15 protein-coding genes and 1 pseudogene are annotated in these 15,985 nt (G+C 62.0%); 11 read left to right on the top strand and 5 right to left on the bottom strand.

Annotated elements, in window-relative coordinates:
* Positions 1–13: 13 nt before the first annotated feature.
* The gene (locus tag BKP54_RS22025) at positions 14–811 is read left to right on the top strand and encodes a M55 family metallopeptidase (RefSeq protein WP_057207595.1); all 798 of its coding nucleotides are present in this window, start codon (positions 14–16) and stop codon (positions 809–811) included.
* A 131-nt stretch (positions 812–942) separates the two neighbouring features.
* Here the strand turns inward: BKP54_RS22025 and BKP54_RS22020 are convergent, their stop codons facing one another.
* From BKP54_RS22020 to BKP54_RS22005, 4 genes are all read right to left on the bottom strand, one after another.
* Positions 943–1,446 carry a DUF1801 domain-containing protein gene (locus BKP54_RS22020; RefSeq protein ID WP_084814952.1) on the bottom strand — a complete coding sequence of 168 codons (504 nt, stop codon included), beginning with the start codon at positions 1,444–1,446 and terminating at the stop codon, positions 943–945.
* A 168-nt stretch (positions 1,447–1,614) separates the two neighbouring features.
* A complete protein-coding gene (locus BKP54_RS22015; protein WP_084814951.1) occupies positions 1,615–2,319 on the bottom strand; it encodes a DUF899 family protein in 705 nt (234 codons plus the stop codon).
* A 155-nt stretch (positions 2,320–2,474) separates the two neighbouring features.
* Positions 2,475–3,230, bottom strand: coding sequence for an alpha/beta hydrolase (locus BKP54_RS22010; RefSeq protein WP_084814950.1), 756 nt, complete (start codon positions 3,228–3,230; stop codon positions 2,475–2,477).
* Positions 3,231–3,288: 58 nt separating this feature from the next.
* Positions 3,289–5,064 carry a cytochrome c biogenesis protein DipZ gene (locus BKP54_RS22005; protein ID WP_084814949.1) on the bottom strand — a complete coding sequence of 592 codons (1,776 nt, stop codon included), beginning with the start codon at positions 5,062–5,064 and terminating at the stop codon, positions 3,289–3,291.
* 355 nt (positions 5,065–5,419) lie between these two features.
* On the opposite strand from BKP54_RS22005, the gene BKP54_RS22000 reads away from it, so the two are divergent.
* The 5 genes from BKP54_RS22000 to BKP54_RS36120 all read left to right on the top strand — a co-directional run bounded on the left by BKP54_RS22000 (position 5,420) and on the right by BKP54_RS36120 (position 9,555).
* Positions 5,420–6,472 carry an alpha/beta hydrolase gene (locus BKP54_RS22000; RefSeq protein ID WP_084814948.1) on the top strand — a complete coding sequence of 351 codons (1,053 nt, stop codon included), beginning with the start codon at positions 5,420–5,422 and terminating at the stop codon, positions 6,470–6,472.
* Between the two features lie 120 nt (positions 6,473–6,592).
* Entirely contained in the window at positions 6,593–7,333 is a 741-nt protein-coding gene (locus BKP54_RS21995; RefSeq protein ID WP_025429477.1) for a response regulator, read from the top strand.
* On the top strand, positions 7,330–8,652 hold the full coding sequence (locus BKP54_RS21990; protein WP_084814947.1) for a HAMP domain-containing sensor histidine kinase: 1,323 nt from the start codon (positions 7,330–7,332) through the stop codon (positions 8,650–8,652). Before BKP54_RS21995 ends, BKP54_RS21990 begins: the two co-directional genes overlap by 4 nt.
* A 273-nt stretch (positions 8,653–8,925) precedes the next feature.
* Positions 8,926–9,342: an organic hydroperoxide resistance protein gene (locus BKP54_RS21985; RefSeq protein WP_084814946.1), complete on the top strand. Its 417-nt coding sequence runs from the start codon at positions 8,926–8,928 to the stop codon at positions 9,340–9,342.
* 54 nt (positions 9,343–9,396) lie between these two features.
* Positions 9,397–9,555: a hypothetical protein gene (locus tag BKP54_RS36120; protein ID WP_198956860.1), complete on the top strand. Its 159-nt coding sequence runs from the start codon at positions 9,397–9,399 to the stop codon at positions 9,553–9,555.
* A gap of 69 nt (positions 9,556–9,624) precedes the next feature.
* Here BKP54_RS36120 and BKP54_RS21980 read toward each other — a convergent pair whose 3' ends face one another.
* Positions 9,625–11,007: a nucleobase:cation symporter-2 family protein gene (locus tag BKP54_RS21980; RefSeq protein WP_084814945.1), complete on the bottom strand. Its 1,383-nt coding sequence runs from the start codon at positions 11,005–11,007 to the stop codon at positions 9,625–9,627.
* 371 nt (positions 11,008–11,378) lie between these two features.
* Between BKP54_RS21980 and BKP54_RS21975 the strand changes: the two genes are divergently transcribed.
* The 5 genes and pseudogenes from BKP54_RS21975 to BKP54_RS35300 form a co-directional block, all read left to right on the top strand.
* Complete coding sequence (locus tag BKP54_RS21975) at positions 11,379–11,747, top strand: hypothetical protein (protein WP_057224427.1); 369 nt, start codon at positions 11,379–11,381, stop codon at positions 11,745–11,747.
* Between the two features lie 378 nt (positions 11,748–12,125).
* Positions 12,126–13,649, top strand: a complete 1,524-nt coding sequence (locus BKP54_RS21970; protein ID WP_084814944.1) for a sugar ABC transporter ATP-binding protein — start codon at positions 12,126–12,128, stop codon at positions 13,647–13,649.
* Between the two features lie 15 nt (positions 13,650–13,664).
* Positions 13,665–14,669, top strand: a complete 1,005-nt coding sequence (locus tag BKP54_RS21965) for an ABC transporter permease (protein WP_084814943.1) — start codon at positions 13,665–13,667, stop codon at positions 14,667–14,669.
* Between the two features lie 73 nt (positions 14,670–14,742).
* The gene (locus BKP54_RS21960) at positions 14,743–15,702 is read left to right on the top strand and encodes a substrate-binding domain-containing protein (RefSeq protein WP_084814942.1); all 960 of its coding nucleotides are present in this window, start codon (positions 14,743–14,745) and stop codon (positions 15,700–15,702) included.
* A gap of 144 nt (positions 15,703–15,846) precedes the next feature.
* Positions 15,847–15,985: pseudogene (locus tag BKP54_RS35300) on the top strand (sugar phosphate isomerase/epimerase); the annotation flags it as partial.

Below are 15,985 nucleotides of genomic sequence, written 5' to 3'. Positions count from 1 at the left end.
CGAGGCAACGATCATGAAGGTTTTCATCAGCGCAGATATCGAGGGCACGGCGGGGATCACCGCCTGGGACGAGGCCAAGAAGGGGCATCCGGAATACGAGGAATTCCGCGAATACATGACCGACGAGCTGGTGGCGGCCTGCGAAGGGGCGAAGGCGGCCGGTGCCAAGGAGGTGGTAGTCAAGGATGCGCATTCGACCGCGCGCAATCTGATCCTGTCGAAGCTGCCGGCCTATGTCAGCATCGTCAGGGGCTGGAGCGGTCATCCCGATCTGATGATGTTCGGCATCGACAAGAGTTTTTCGGCAGCCCTCTACACTGGCTATCACAACAAGGCCGGCACCGACACCAATCCGCTCGCCCATACGCTGACCGGCACGGTGTCGCGGCTTTTGATCAATGGCGACGTGGCGTCGGAATTCACGCTGAACGCATTTTGCGCCGCACGCTACGGCGTTCCGTCGGCGTTTCTCTCCGGCGACGCCGGCATGTGCGCTGAGGCCAGGGCGATTGTTTCCGGCATCGGCACCGTTGCCACCAGCGAAGGTTTCGGCCCCGCGACCCGATCGCTGACGCCGAAGGCTTCGGTTGCAGCCATTAGCGAGGGCGTGGAGAAGGCGCTGTCGGGCGATCTGAGGGCCTGCCTACCGAAGCTCGCCGACCGCTTCGAGCTTGTTGTCGAATACACGACCCCGATCGAGGCCTATCGCGGCAGCTGGTATCCCGGCGTTGAACATGTCGCCGCCCGCACGCTGCGCTTCGAGGCCAAGGACTTCTTCGAAATCCAGCGCGCCATCCGCTTCATCGTGTGAGCGAGGCGATTTGCGGCAGGTCCGAAATCGCCTCCTGGCCTGCCCAACCCTTCATCGACGGGCCGCGGGCCCCCGCTAGAACGATCATCGACTGGTGGTGTCGAACTGAGACAGCCGCGGACCGCGTCAGCTCAGCTGCTTGTTGAACCAGTCCACGTGCAGACTCGCTGATCGTGATGATAGGTTAGTGCCGCCCGCAGGCAGAGCGCCAGCGGTTCTCGCGGCAAATCGCCGATGGCGGGGATGAGGAGGGCGCGATTGCCCTCGAAGGTGAAATCATCGGCAAAGTGAATGCGGAAGGTTTCGACGAGCGTCGTCCTGCAATTGAAGAACACAGCGCAACGTTCGGGCGCTGATTTGGCGACGCCGAGCCGGATGGTCGTTCCGCTTCCGCTTGCCTCCGTCAAATAGGCCGGCTCTCCCCATTTGAGTGTCTCGGTCAACGGACCGACCCCATCGGTCTCGCCTGCCAGGGCATAGATGAGATCGCGAACCTGCAGGAGGCGCGCCTGTATTGGCTCGGCGTGGCGCGCGAGAACCTCGGCAACGTCGCGCGGAACGGGCGGGCTCGTTACGGTGCGTCCGTCGGCGCCGGGATAGGTCCGTAATTCCCGCTGCGGCAGATCTTTACGCATGTTCGTGTCCTCTCCGCTCTCCACAGCGAAAAGATTTGCACGAACGGGCAGACAAATCTTGCGGAGTTGAAAACATTTCGATGCAATCAGCTCTCCTGATCGTCACGGGGTCTGCCACAGCGAACAGCGACCGGTTCCAGTCGTTCTAACTCGGTCTGGTGTCGATCGTCAGTTGCTGAGCTTCGGATACCAGTCTGTGCCGCGACCCTCCGGCGTCAGGTCCAGGATCGACCAGAGCGAGGCGATGTCGGGTGCATCCCTTGGGTCCTGACCGGGGTCGGCCATCTCCATCGTCATCTCGCTTGCCCAGAAGAGCCTGACGGCATTGCCTTCACGCTTGAAGACGCCAAGCGCCGGGTTTTCGCTTCCGTCCGCATTGATGAGGCCGAGATCCCGAGCATAGTCGTCGCCGACGGTCTGGACGAAATCGAGGTCTCGCCAGCCGCGCTCCTGGGCAAACGCCAGTTGGCGCTCGACGGGGCTGCGGCCGAGGATCTTCAACGCCACCCGCTGTTTGATATCGGCGGCATTGCCGTTCACTGCGCCGAGCCAGTTCGTGCACATCGGGCAGGGGTGTGCGCGCTCTGGCCCGTACATCCAGAAATAGGTGACAAGCGTCTGCTTGTCGCCGAAGAGGTCGAGCAGGCCGATGTCGTTGCCGTTGGCATCCTTGAAGCGATAATTCTTTTCAATCACCGGCCCATCCGGCAGCGACCGCCGCAGCTCGACCAGCCGCGTCATCTGCCGCCGGAACTCGATTTCTTCGCGCAGCAAAGCCTGCCGCGCCTTTCTGTACTCAGCCGTTTCGCCGGGAAAGGGCGATTTGCCCTTGGCTGCGAGATCCGGCGCCGGAACGAGTTGATCGAAGCTCATGTCCTTGCCCTCGTTTTATCGATCCCAACTAACGGCTTCGAGCCGTCCAGGTTCCCGAACGAGTGAAGGAATGCTCGGCCGGGCGCTGCAACGCCCGGACCAATTGCGATAAACGCTGCAGCCAGATGTTTGCACGTCAGTTGCCGTGCATCGACTTACTGGCCGAGCTGTTTGGCTGCCTTTTCGATGACATCAGCAACCATCTCCGGCTGAGAGGCAAAGACGGCATGGCTCGCCGTGATCTCCGTCACCTCGCTGTTCGCCCGCTTGGCCATGTCGCGCTCGAGATCGGGATTGATCGCGCGATCCTGCGTCGCCACGATCGACCAGCTCTTCTTGGTTCGCCAGGCCGGATCGTCGACCTTGGCCGAAAACGCCGCCTTGGCGGCAAAGACCTGAGATTTTGCAAGGAATGCCGCTTCGTCCTTCGGAAGGTCCGCAGCGAAATCGGCGGCGAAGGCGCTTGGGTCGAGATAGAGGTATTTTCCGTCCTTGGTCTCCCTGATGTTCATGCCGCCGGCCGGTTTGGAGCTGGCGAGGGCGAGCAGACTTTCGCCCTTGTCGGGCTGGAAGGCGGCGACATAGACGAGGCCTGCGACGTCGGCACGGTTGCCGGCTTCGGTGATGACGATGCCGCCATAACTGTGCCCGACGAGTAAGGTCGGACCATGCTGCAGATCGAGCACGCGGTTGGTGGCGGCAACGTCATCCGCCAGCGACGTGATGGGTTGTTGAACGATCGTCACGGCATAGCCCCGCCTCTCGAGAATTTCGGTTGCCTGGCGCCAGCCGGAGCCATCGGCCAATGCACCGTGAACGATGACGATATTCTGGACCTCGGCTGCCTGGGCCGCAAAGGCAATCGCGCTGGTGAAGAGGGCGAGCGCGAGGGTGGAAAGATGACGGTTCATGGATTTCACTCCTTGTCGGGTTGATGGCGATTGGCAGGTTTGAACATGTCTCGAGGTCTCAGCCGAAGGTGAAGGCGTAGGCCTGAACGCCTGGGGCAAGGAACCGGATGCTGAAGTTGCGCGCCGAGACGTCGCCTGCCTGGCGCACCAACTGATAAAGCCTTGTTGCCGTGACCGTGCCGTTTCCATTGACGTCGATATCGGCGCCGTGGTCCTTGCCCGGCGCCTTGCCGTCGATGGTCACCTGAAAGCGGACCGGCTTTCCGGCCGCTCCCGGCCCAAGAACGAGATGCAGGTCGCGGGCGCTGAAACGCGAGGCGATGCCGCCTCCCGGCTCGTCGAGCGTTGCCTGTTCCGGGCCGACGGTCCAGGTGCCGGTGAGGCCCCATTCGTTGAGACCCGGTTCGGCGACCGTGTATTTGCGCGCCGCATCGGCGCTCAGGCTCTCGTTGGAGGCGAAGTTCGAAGCGCGCTGGTATCCGAGATAGGTTTCGCTTGAGCGGATATTGTTGAGGTCGGCGCCGAGTTCAGCGCCCTTGGTCTCGGGCACTACCGGCCTGCTCGCCGCCATGTCGCTACCGGCTTCTCTGAGCAGGTCCTGGATGGCCTTCTCCGTCTGCGGGTAATTGCCCTCGCCGAAATGATGGTAGCGGATCTGCCCCTTGGCATCGATCAGGTAATGGGCCGGCCAGTAGCTGTTCTCGAAGGCGCGCCAGATGCGGTAGTCGTTGTCGATGGCGACGGGATAGCCGATGTTGAAATCGCTGACCGCCTTGCGGACATTGTCGATCTTCTTCTCGAAGGCGAATTCAGGCGCATGCACGCCGATGACGACGAGGCCTTGATCCCGGTATTTTTCCGCCCACGCGCGGACATAGGGGACGGTGCGAATGCAGTTGATACAGGAATAGGTCCAGAAATCGACGAGCACCACCTTCCCCCGCAAGGCTTCCGCGGTGAGCGGCGGCGAGTTCAGCCACTCCACCGCTCCATCAAGCGATGGTGCAGCGCCTTCGACGGGCAGGTCGCTTTGAAAGGGGCGGGTCGTATCGGCCGATGCGACGTCCACGCCCTTGTCGGCAGCCGCGGAGAATGGTCCGCCAGCGGCTTTGGTATCGAGCTTTTCGAGCACGGTCTGTTCCAGGGATGCCGTGCTGGCGTAGGAAAGCTGGGCCAGCAAGCCGGTATCGAGGCCGAGCGCGATTGCCGCAACGCCGGCGAGCACCGCGGCACCCAGGACCTGGCGAATGCGCTCGCTGATCCCCAGCGACCGCTTCATGGCGGCGAAAACCTTTCCGCCGACAAACATGGCTGTGGCAAGCGAGGTGGCCGCACCGGCAGCATAGGCAAGCAGCAGGAATGTCGTCGCAAGATTGGCACCCTGCAGTGCCGCGCCGGTCAGGACCAGACCAAGGATGGGCCCGGCGCAAGGGGCCCAGAGCAGGCCGGTCGCGATGCCGAGAACAAACGAACCGGCCACATCGGGCGTCGCGCGCCCATGGCCGGTGGCCCTCATCAGGTGGTTGCCGAAATCGACGACGGGCTGTGAAAGCGCGCTGGCGATCCGCGGTGACAGCAGGCTTGCGCCAAACGCCGCAAGCAAGGCAATCGCGGCAATGCGGCCATATTCGTTGGCATGGATGGCCCAGCTGCCGCCGATGGCTGCCAGGGTGGCGACAAGCGCAAAGGTGATGGCCATGCCGGCAAGCATCGGCAGCGTGCTTCGGAGGAAGGACTGTTCGGCGCGTGCGAAAACGAAAGGCAGGATAGGCAGGATGCACGGACTGAAGATCGTCAGCGCGCCTCCGAGATAGGCTATGATGAGAAGCGTCATCATCGTTTCCTTTGAACCGATTGATCGGGCTCTGGACGGCGATGTGCCTTGACCAGCAACGGATCGCATCTGGTCTTTGCGACGTATCCCGCATGTGTCCGCTCAGGTATGAAAATGTACCGGGATGTAGGCGTAGCCCGGCCTGCTACAGAGCGATACAAATCGGCTGCCGATGATCAGCCATCAGACACGCGCCGGCGGATCGAGTTGGCTGGTCGCAAGGCGTCTTTGTATCAGACTGTATCCGGGCGGGTCGGCGCTACATTGGTATTCAAGATCGGGCGGGCGCGACACACGCAGGATACAAGCGGCCCATCTTTCTCCCATTGTGCTTGGGTTCAAAAAGGAGAGGCCGATGTCTGACGAAATCAACCATGAACGCCGCAAGTTTTTCGGGGTGGCTGCCATGACCATTGCTGCGGTCGAGCTTGGCATGGCGGGTGCCGCGATGGCGCAGTCGGGGCAAGCGTCCGCCGCACGGCTGCCTGACATCAAGCCCGGCACACACACCTCCTTTGTCGCACTCAAGCAGATCCGGGCCGGCGTGCTCAAAGTCGGCTACGCGGAGGCAGGTCCCGCCGATGGGCCGGCTGTTCTGCTGCTGCACGGCTGGCCCTATGACATTCATACCTATGTCGACGTCGCGCCCTTGCTTGCTCAAGCCGGCTACCGCGTGATCGTGCCTTACCTGCGCGGTTACGGAACGACGCACTTCCTTTCGCCGGATACGCCGCGCAACGGCCAGCAATCGGCGATCGCGGCGGATATGATCGCCTTGATGGATGCGCTGGGCATCGAAAAGGCGGTGCTTGGCGGTTGCGACTGGGGCGCACGCACCGTCAATATCATGGCGGCACTTTGGCCGGAGCGCTGCAAGGCGATGGTCTCGGTGAGCGGCTATCTCATCGGAAGCCAGGAAATCAACAGGAAGCCATTGTCGCCCAGCGCCGAGCTTGCCTGGTGGTACCAGTTCTATTTCGCCACCGAGCGCGGGCGGCTGGGCTACGAGGAAAATCGGCGCGCCTTTGCCAAGCTGATCTGGCAGACCGCCTCGCCCACCTGGAAATTCGATGATGCGACCTTCGAGCGTTCGGCTGAAGCCTTCGACAATCCCGACCATGTCGCCGTCGTCATCGACAATTATCGCTGGCGATTGAGCCTGGCGGAAGGCGAACGCAAATACGACGCCTACGAAAAGCGGCTTTCCGTGGGACCGAAGATCTCGCTTCCCACCATCACGCTGGAAGGCGATGCCAACGGCGCGCCGCATCCGCAGCCCGCCGCCTATGCCGGCAAGTTTTCCGGAAAATACGAACATCGTACCATCAGCGGCGGCATCGGGCATAACCTGCCGCAGGAAGCGCCGCAGGCGTTCGCACAGGCGGTTATGGACGTGGATCGCTTTTAGACCGACGATGGTCGGCAACAGGGCGCGTGACCTGGTGGATGCCTGCCTCGCGCAAGCCGCCTTGGGTCTAAAGGCATCAGGCGCTGTTGGCTGAGTGCATAGGGGAGTGGGAAGTCGGATATGGAACACGTCGATCACATCCTGGTCGTCGACGACGATCGCGAAATTCGCGAGCTGGTGTCGAGTTATCTGAAGAAGAACGGGCTGCGCACGGCCGTTGCCGCGGATGGCCGCCAGATGCGCGCCTTTCTGGAAGCCAACACCGTCGATCTGATCGTGCTCGATGTGATGATGCCCGGCGACGACGGACTGGTCCTCTGCCGGGAGCTGCGCGCCGGCAAGCACAAGGCGACGCCGATCCTGATGCTGACGGCTCGCAGCGATGAGATGGACAGGATCATCGGCCTGGAAATGGGAGCGGACGACTATCTGCCCAAGCCATTTGCTGCGCGCGAGCTCTTGGCACGCATCAAGGCGGTGCTGCGCCGAACCCGAATGCTGCCTCCGAACCTGCAGATCACTGAGGCGGGTCAATTGCTGACCTTTGGCGACTGGCAGCTCGACACGGTCGGCCGCCGCCTTCTCGACAGGCAGGGCACGGAGATCGCCTTGAGTGGTGCCGAATACCGGCTGCTGCGTGTCTTCATCGATCATCCGCAGCGCGTGCTCAACCGTGACCAGCTTCTCAATCTGACCCAGGGGCGCGACGCCGAGCTGTTCGATCGCTCGATCGATCTTCTCGTCAGCCGTCTTCGCCAGCGGCTCGGTGACGATGCGCGTGAGCCGACCTACATCAAGACCCTGCGCAGCGAAGGTTACGTCTTTTCCGTTCCGGTCGAGATCTCGGAGCCCAGGCAATGAGCTTGGGCGTCACATCGACTGTCAGCTGGTATTGGCCGAGCACCTTACGCGCTCGGCTTTTTCTCGTTCTTCTCCTCGGTCTCGCAATCGCCTACGGCCTTTCTTTCAGCGTCCTGTTTCTCGAACGCTACATGTCGGCGAAGGCGGTCATGCTTGGCACGCTCGAAACCGATGTTGCCACATCGATCGCCATTCTCGATCGGCTGCCGGCGAGCGAGCGAGCGGGTTGGCTCGATCGTCTCAGCCGCGGCAGCTATCGTTTCGTGCTGGGGCCCGGCCTTCCCGGCGTGCCGGATCTCACCACCCGTGGTGCGGAGATCGCTACCAAGATCGAGGAGGCGGCCGGGCATCGCTTTCCCGTGCACGTGGAGGCGATCCCAGGTGAGGACAAGAGATTGCAGGCCCACCTGACGCTCAGCGACGGCGCGCCCCTGACGATAGACGTGACGCCACGGGGCGTCATGCCGATCGCCGAATGGCTGCCTTACGTGCTGGCGACCCAGATGGCGCTTCTGCTCCTTTGCGTCTGGTTTGCCGTGCATCAGGTCATCCGCCCTTTGAGCGATCTTGCCGCTGCCGCCGATGCGCTGGACCCGAACAGGAAGGCCGCGCCGTTGAGCGAGGCCGGCCCACGTGAAGTCGCGCATGCCGCCCGGGCCTTCAATGCCATGCGCGACAGGATCGCCCACTATCTCGAAGAGCGCGTGCAGATCCTTGCCGCCATTTCCCACGATCTCCAGACGCCGATCACGCGCATGCGGCTTCGCGCCGACATGGCGGATGAATCGCCTGAAAGGGATAAGCTGGTGCAGGATCTCCGCGAGATCGAACGACTGGTTCAGGACGGTATTGCCTACGCCCGAAGTGCGCACGGCAATGTCGAGAAGACTTCCCGCATCGACCTCGCATCCTTTATCGACAGCCTGGCCTATGATTATCAGGACACCGGAAAGTCCGTGGCCGTCGTCAGTGCCGTTGACGGGACGATACCCGTCAAGCCGCATGCGTTGCGCCGGATCCTCTCCAACTTCATCGACAACGCGCTGAAATTTGCCGGCGCTGCCGAGATCAGTGTCGAGCGACGGGAAAATGGTGAGGTCGCCATCACGGTGATGGATCGGGGGCCGGGCATTCCGGACGACATGCTCGAGGCTGCGATGCAGCCGTTCTTCAGGCTCGAACAGTCCCGCAATCGGGAGACGGGCGGCACCGGGCTCGGACTTGCGATCGCCCAGCAACTGGCAGGGGCCATCGGCGGCTCGGTGCGGCTCTACAATCGTGCCGGCGGCGGTTTGGCGGCGGAGGTCGTCATCCGCTGATATCGCGGGCAAGGCTCGCCGAAGCGGTTTGTCGCTCTACAGCGCCGCGCGTCTTATTAGACGCGCCAAGGTCGCTGTAGCACTTTGAATTGCTGCATGTTTTTATCCTCAAATCGAATAGGATTTAAGGAAACATGCAGTGGGTGTCCGGAGCGACCACCGCTACGCTTTGGTACATTTCCGGCGTTTTCGGAAACATGCCGGATACCTCAGCCGGTCAAATCTCCCTCCGTCAACGCAGTCGCCACAAGCGACACAACAACGGAGTGTTCCATGACACAGGTCGACAAGGTTCTCTACACCGGCAGGACGCATACCAGTGGCGGTCGCGACGGCGCTTCGCGCAGCGACGACGGGCGGCTGGACATCAAGCTCTCGCCACCGGGAAGCGCCCATGCCGGGACCAATCCCGAGCAACTCTTTGCGGCCGGATGGTCGGCCTGCTTCATTGGCGCCATTGGCAAAGCGGCGGGAAAGCGCGACGTCAAGCTTCCTGCAGATCTCTCCGTGGCTGCCGAGATTGATCTCGGATCGACCGACGGCGCCTATCTGCTGCAGGCCCGGCTGAAGGTGAACATTCCGGGTATCGAGCGGGAGCTGGCGACAGCTCTTGTCGAAGAGGCGCATCAGACCTGCCCCTATTCGAAGGCGACGCGCGGCAACATCAACGTCGAGCTGACGGTCGCCTAAAACGATGAATGGAAAGGAATGGGCGATGCTTGCGCATCGCCATCGGAGGATCCAATGAAGCTGATGATCATCATCGCACTTGGAGCGGCGGTTTTTGCAGCACCGTGTATCTATGATGTGAGCTCGCAAGAACCTTCGCCCTTGATAGGCCTGTTTGCTGCGGCTTCCACGATTGAGGGTGCCACCGTCAGTTTCGCGCCGAGCAGGCACTGACCTCTCGAAGGTGACCCCAACCGGCCCCGCTCGCACGAGCGGGCGGTTGGGGTGGCGATCCCCTTGTTGTCAGTCGATGACTTCTTCCTGGCGCTCGGGCAGAAGCCAGTTGAGGAAGACCGCGCAGATGCCGCCGGTTGCCACACCTGATTCCAGGACGTCCGCGAGCGCCCGGGGCATATGCGTGACGAACTCGGGAACCTGAGAGACGCCGAGCCCGAGGGCAAGCGAGATGGCGATGATCAGAAGCGCGCGGCGGTCCAGATGAACGCCGGCAAGGATGTTGATGCCGGAGGCTGCAACCGCGCCGAACATGACGATGACGGCACCGCCGAGCACCGGTTCCGGCACGGCCTGGATGACGCCGGCCACCGTCGGGAACAGCCCTAGCAGGACCAGCACGGCAGCGATGTAGATGCCGACGTGACGGCTGGCGACTCCGGTCAATTGGATGATGCCGTTGTTCTGCGCAAACACCGAGCTTGGGAAGGTGTTGAAGATGCCCGCCAGCAGCGAGTTCACGCCGTTGACGAGAACGCCGCCCTTGATCCTCTCCATCCAAAGCGGACCTTCGACCGGCTGGCGCGAGATCTTGCTGGTGGCGGTGATGTCGCCGATCGCCTCAAGCGATGTGACGAGATAGATGACCACCATCGGCGCAAACAGCGACCACGAGAAGTCGACGCCGAAATGAAACGGCACCGGCGCCTGGAACCAGGCTGCCTGATGCACGCCGGCAAAGTCGAGGCTACCCATCCATGCCGCCAGCAGATAACCGGCGGCGAGCGCCAGCATGATGGCGCTACTGCGGACCCAGACGACCGGAATGCGGTTGAGCGCAATGATAAGCCCAAGCACAACGCCTGACAGCAGCAAGTTTTCGCCGTTGGCAAAGGTGCCCTGCGACATTGCGGCAAAGCCTCCGCCCATGCTGATCAGGCCGACCTTGATCAAGGTAAGGCCGATCATCAGAACGACGATGCCGGTGACGAGAGGGGTGATCAGGCGCTTGACGAAGGGCAGCACGCGCGAAAGGCCCATTTCGATGAAGGATCCGGCGATGACGACGCCGAATATGCACGCCATCACGGTTTCGACCGGCGTCCCATGCTTCACCATCAACACACCGCCGGCAATCAACGGGCCGACGAAGTTGAAGCTTGTTCCCTGAACGATCAGCAGGCCCGCGCCGAGCGGGCCGAAACGGCGACATTGAACGAAGGTTGCGATCCCCGAGATGACCAAGGACATCGACACGATCATGTTCGTGTCGCGAGGAGAGACACCGAGTGCCTGGCAGATCAGCAGGCCTGGCGTGACGATCGGCACGATGATTGCCAGCAAATGCTGCAGCGCTGCAAGAAAGGCGATCGGCGGCGAGGGGCGATCGTCGAGGCCGAGCACGAGTTCGGTCGGCCGCGTTGGCGCGGCGGTGGGATTGTGTATGTTCATGCGCGTCGACCCATGGTCAGGGTCCCGAGCAGGTTCGGCGTGCGCGATTTCGAAGTCCGTCGGTCGGCTGAAAGTTTCGACATTGTTCCTCCCTTGTCGATCGCCGAATGTCTCGAAACATTCGGTGGGGCGCCCGCCGTCCTCCAACGTTGGGTGCGCGGCGAAAGCTAGCTGAATTCGACGGTTCTCATTCACAAGAAATACGTGAAGCTGTTTCGCTGGTGCTCAGCGCAATCATGCGGCGTGCCGCCGGCCCGCCCTGCAAGACCAAAGTCTGATGCAAGATCTTGCCGTCGACAGATCGCGCCCATTGACCTCAACTATGCTTGAGTTTCTATAAGGCACTCCGTACAGCGCTATGGAGAAACATGATGACCGACCAATTACTCTTTCGAAATGTCATGAAGATCAAAGCCGGGCATCTGCAGCCCTTCCGTGAAGCGGTGCGGGCAGCGGTCGACTTCGTGGAAGAGAACGCTCCACAATTGATGGTCCGCACGTTCATCGACGAGACAGAAATGCGGGCGGTCAGCTACCAGCTCTACCGAAATTCCGCCGATGTCCTGCGCCACTGGCAGATGTCGGATGCGCATATTCAGAGCGTGTCTGCGCATTGCACCGTCGAAAAATTCGAAGTCTACGGCGATCCGAGCGAGGAGGTGGCGAGAGGCGTGTCCCAGTTCATGGGTGACGGACGTGGCATGATCATGCCACCGCTGAAAGGCTTCTCGCGCTTCTAGGCGCACGCGTATCCGGCCATGCGGCGTGTGTGCCAATCGCCCCCTCTGACAGCGCGCGCGCACTCGGCCATGCCATCATCGGACTGGCTGATCGTCTGTCTGGAGCCCCGCATCGGGTCGGCTGCAGCTGAGCTTCTCTCTTCCTAAAACCGATCGTCCGTGCTGACGCTGCGCTGCCTCGGGGCTCTCTCTTTGGCTTTTGGCCTCGCCGTTCGAAATCAACAGGCTGAAAAACAAATTCTGATTTACGTACCTCAGAAAATGGGTTAGCAGTACTTCCGGAGGAATTCTTATGACATTGTTTCGTTGCGTTCGTGCCCGAGCACGGGGCGTGGCGGCCGACCCTATGGGGCGTGGCTTGACGATTGCGGTCGCCACATGACGGCTGCGGCATCCCAGAGTGCGCCACCCGTCCTCGAGGCGAGGGGCATTTCAAAGACGTTTGGCATCGTCGAGGTGCTGCGCGACATCGATGTGTCCGTGCGGCCCGGCGAAGTCCACGCCATCATCGGCGAAAACGGCGCCGGCAAATCCACGCTGATGAAGATATTGGCCGGCAACCATTTGCCGACCCGGGGCGAGCTGGCGATCGATGGAAAACCGGTGAGCTTTTCCGGCCCTGTCGATGCCGAACAGGCCGGCATCGTCCTCGTTCACCAGGAAATCCTGCTCGCACCGGATCTGACGGTGGCGCAGAACATCTATCTCGGCCGCGAACTGCGCAAAGGTCTTTCCGTCGACGACCGGGCCATGAACGATGGCGCGGCCAGAGCGATCCGTGATCTCGGTGCCGATCTCGACCCAAGGACCATTGTGCGCCGTCTGTCGATCGCCCAGCGCCAGCTGGTCCAGATCGCGCGGGTGCTGCTGGTGCCGCACCGGGTGGTGATCTTCGACGAGCCGACGGCGTCCCTGACGCCGCATGAAACTGAAGCGCTGCTCAAAGTGATCAAGGATATCCGCGCCAAGGGCGTCGGCGTTCTCTATATTTCGCACCGACTGCCGGAGGTGAAGGAGATCGCCGACCGGGTGACGGTGCTGCGCGACGGCCGGGTCGTTGCTGGGCACGCTGCCGCCGAGCTGCAGCCGGCCGACATGGCGCGGCTGATGGTCGGGCGCGATGTCGCAAAACTTTACCCCGAACGCCACGGTGGGCCTGCACGCGACGTCGTGCTCGAGATCGAAGACTTTTCGGTGCCGGGCTTCGCGCGCAACGCCACCTTTCAATTGCGCAAGGGCGAGATCCTCGGCTTTGCCGGGCTTGTCGGCGCCGGCCGAACCGAGTTGATGGAGGGCATTGCCGGGCTTCGTCCGGGTCATGGCCGGATCAGGCATCACGGCCAGACGGTGAATTTCTCGAGCGTTGAGGCGAGCCTCAAGGCCGGATTGGTCTATCTAAGCGAGGACCGAAAGGGCAAGGGCCTGTTGCTGACCAAGGATCTGAGGGTCAACCTGACGCTTGCGTCGCTGTCCCGCTTCGTCAAAACCCTGCAGATCGACCGCAAGAAGGAAGCCGACGCGCTCGACGGGGCGATCCGCGAGTTCGACATCCGAACCGGCCGCAAGGATATCCTTGCCGGGCAGCTGTCCGGCGGCAACCAGCAGAAGCTGCTGCTTGCCAAAATGATGATGCTCGATCCGGAGATCGTCATCATCGACGAGCCGACGCGCGGCATCGACATCGGCAACAAGGAGCAGATCTACAAATTCATCGCCAAGCTCGCAGAGGAGGGGCGGTCGATCATCGTCGTTTCTTCTGAAATGCCGGAGTTGATCGGTATTTCCGACCGCATCCTGGTCATGCGGGCGGGCCATATCGTCGGCGAAGTTACGGGAGACAAGATGAACGAAAACGAGATCGTCGTTCTTGCGACAGGCGCCAATACCGGGGAGGCCGCGTAAGCGCGGGAGACGATCATGACGAATGTTGCAACCGAAACGCAGAAGGCGCCGCGAACCTCGCGAGACTGGGACATGGCGGCGATCGCCCCCTTTGTCGCGCTGGCACTGCTGCTCATCCTTGGCTACTTCGCCAATCCGAACTTCATTTCCGTCGCCAATCTGCTGAACGTCATCACGCGCAGCGCCTTCATCGCCATCATCGCGCTGGGTGCAACCTATGTGATTTCGTCGGGCGGGCTCGATCTCTCCGTCGGCTCGATGGTCGCCTTCGTCGCCAGCCTGATGATCCTGTTCATAAACAGCGGCGTCATCGCCGACCCCGTGCTGATGCTGATCTGCGCCGCGATCCTGGCGCTGGTGCTGGGGGCTGCCTGCGGGCTCGTCAACGGGCTCATCACCACCGTCGGCCGGATCGAACCCTTCATCGCCACGCTCGGCACCATGGGCATCTATCGCGGGTTGACCACCTGGCTGTCGCAAGGTGGCGCGATCACCCTACAGGACCGCGAACTGCAGCAGATCTACCGGCCAGTTTATTTCGGATCGGTCGCCGGTGTTCCCGTGCCGATCATCATCATCTTCGTGACGGCCGCGATTGCTGCCTTCGTGCTCTATCGCACGCGTTATGGCCGTCACGTCATTGCGGTCGGCTCCAACGAGGACGTGGCCCGTTACTCCGGCATCTCGGTCAATAAGGTTCGCACCATCGCCTATGTGATCCAGGGCCTCTGCGTCGCCGTCGCCGTCCTGCTCTATGTGCCACGCCTCGGCTCGACGTCGGCCACCACCGGCATTCTCTGGGAGTTGCAGGCGATTACCGCCGTGGTCGTCGGCGGCACGGCGCTCAGAGGCGGCGTCGGACGTGTCTGGGGCACGGTCTGCGGTGCCTTCATCCTGGAGATCGTCGGCAACATCATGCTGCTTTCGAATTTCGTCAGCGAATACCTGATCGGCGCCATCCAGGGTGCGATCATCATCATCGCCATGCTGGTGCAGCGGTCGCTGATGCGCCGCACATGAGATTGGCCGGGCCGTTGGGGCGAGCCCGGTTTCATTGCAAGCTATGCCCCATGGAACTCTTGGGAGGGAGACTATGCGTAAAAAAATTATCGGCCTGGCCGTTGCCGCCGTGGCGGCATTTGCAGGCGCCGCACCCGGCGCCTTTGCGCAGGACAAGAAGGTGACCATCGGCGTATCGATCCCGGCAGCCGACCATGGCTGGACGGCCGGCGTCGTGTTCCATGCGGAACGCGTCGCCAAGTTGCTGATGCAGGAACATCCGGGCCTGAACGTCATCGTCAAGACATCGCCCGACGCAGCCACCCAGGCAAACGCCGTGCAGGACCTTGCGGTTCAGGGGCTGGACGCGCTGGTCATCCTGCCGTCGGATCCCGATCCGCTCGTCAACGCCATCCAGCAGGTCAAGGATTCCGGCGCCTTTGTCGCGCTCGTCGACCGCGCCCCGTCGGTCAACGACAGCTCGATCCGCGATCTCTATGTCGCCGGCAACAACCCGGCGCTCGGCCAGGTCGCGGGCGAATATATCAAGAAGACGACGCCGGATGCCGAAGTCGTCGTTATCCGCGGTCTGCCGATCCCGATCGACCAGCAGCGCCAGGATGGTTTCGACAAGGGCATTGCCGGTTCCAACGTCAAGGTTCTCGACCGCCAGTACGGCAACTGGAACCGCGACGACGCCTTCCGCGTCATGCAGGACTACCTGACCAAATACCCGAAGATCGACGTGGTCTGGTGCCAGGACGACGACATGGCAGTCGGCGTACTCGAAGCCATCGGCCAGGCAAAGCGCACGGATATCCAGTACATCGTTGCCGGTGCCGGCTCGAAGGACATGATCAAGAAGGTCATGGACGGCGACAAGATGGTCCCGGTCGACGTGCTCTATCCGCCGGCGATGGTCGCAACCGCAATGCAGCTCACGGCTGCCAAGTTCTACGACCAGGTCCCGGTCAGCGGCGAATACATCCTCGACGCCACGCTGGTGACCAAGGACAATGCCGAGCAGTTCTACTTCCCGGATTCTCCGTTCTGATAAGCCAGGCGCGCCCGTCGGTCGGGCGCGCCTTTTCCTTTCGCACCCATTTTTCAGGTCACAATCGCGCTTGGCCAACCCTGTGTCCGGCGCCTCTTCAGCGTGACATCGATCCGGTCACGGCAGCTTAGACGAGGAAAAATCATGAAAACGATCAAGGGCCCCGGTCTGTTTCTTGCGCAGTTTGCCGGGGATGCGGCGCCGTTCAACTCGTTTGCGGCGATCACCAAGTGGGCTGCCGATTGCGGCTACAAGGGCGTGCAGGTGCCGACCTGGGATACCA

The organism is Ensifer sp. 1H6 (assembly GCF_001976035.1).
GTDB classification, from domain to species: Bacteria; Pseudomonadota; Alphaproteobacteria; order Rhizobiales; family Rhizobiaceae; genus Ensifer; species Ensifer canadensis.
Note: the sequence above shows the minus strand (reverse complement) of the source record. Positions and strands in the feature narration are given on the sequence as shown.

What these genes read in the sequence shown, in the direction of transcription:
- BKP54_RS22025 (WP_057207595.1), top strand. Translation starts at nt 14, where the DNA reads ATGAAGGTTTTCATCAGCGCAGATATCGAGGGCACGGCGGGGATCACC.
- BKP54_RS22020 (WP_084814952.1), bottom strand. Translation starts at nt 1,446, where the DNA reads ATGCGTAAAGATCTGCCGCAGCGGGAATTACGGACCTATCCCGGCGCC.
- BKP54_RS22015 (WP_084814951.1), bottom strand. Translation starts at nt 2,319, where the DNA reads ATGAGCTTCGATCAACTCGTTCCGGCGCCGGATCTCGCAGCCAAGGGC.
- BKP54_RS22010 (WP_084814950.1), bottom strand. Translation starts at nt 3,230, where the DNA reads ATGAACCGTCATCTTTCCACCCTCGCGCTCGCCCTCTTCACCAGCGCG.
- BKP54_RS22005 (WP_084814949.1), bottom strand. Translation starts at nt 5,064, where the DNA reads ATGACGCTTCTCATCATAGCCTATCTCGGAGGCGCGCTGACGATCTTC.
- BKP54_RS22000 (WP_084814948.1), top strand. Translation starts at nt 5,420, where the DNA reads ATGTCTGACGAAATCAACCATGAACGCCGCAAGTTTTTCGGGGTGGCT.
- BKP54_RS21995 (WP_025429477.1), top strand. Translation starts at nt 6,593, where the DNA reads ATGGAACACGTCGATCACATCCTGGTCGTCGACGACGATCGCGAAATT.
- BKP54_RS21990 (WP_084814947.1), top strand. Translation starts at nt 7,330, where the DNA reads ATGAGCTTGGGCGTCACATCGACTGTCAGCTGGTATTGGCCGAGCACC.
- BKP54_RS21985 (WP_084814946.1), top strand. Translation starts at nt 8,926, where the DNA reads ATGACACAGGTCGACAAGGTTCTCTACACCGGCAGGACGCATACCAGT.
- BKP54_RS36120 (WP_198956860.1), top strand. Translation starts at nt 9,397, where the DNA reads ATGAAGCTGATGATCATCATCGCACTTGGAGCGGCGGTTTTTGCAGCA.
- BKP54_RS21980 (WP_084814945.1), bottom strand. Translation starts at nt 11,007, where the DNA reads ATGAACATACACAATCCCACCGCCGCGCCAACGCGGCCGACCGAACTC.
- BKP54_RS21975 (WP_057224427.1), top strand. Translation starts at nt 11,379, where the DNA reads ATGACCGACCAATTACTCTTTCGAAATGTCATGAAGATCAAAGCCGGG.
- BKP54_RS21970 (WP_084814944.1), top strand. Translation starts at nt 12,126, where the DNA reads ATGACGGCTGCGGCATCCCAGAGTGCGCCACCCGTCCTCGAGGCGAGG.
- BKP54_RS21965 (WP_084814943.1), top strand. Translation starts at nt 13,665, where the DNA reads ATGACGAATGTTGCAACCGAAACGCAGAAGGCGCCGCGAACCTCGCGA.
- BKP54_RS21960 (WP_084814942.1), top strand. Translation starts at nt 14,743, where the DNA reads ATGCGTAAAAAAATTATCGGCCTGGCCGTTGCCGCCGTGGCGGCATTT.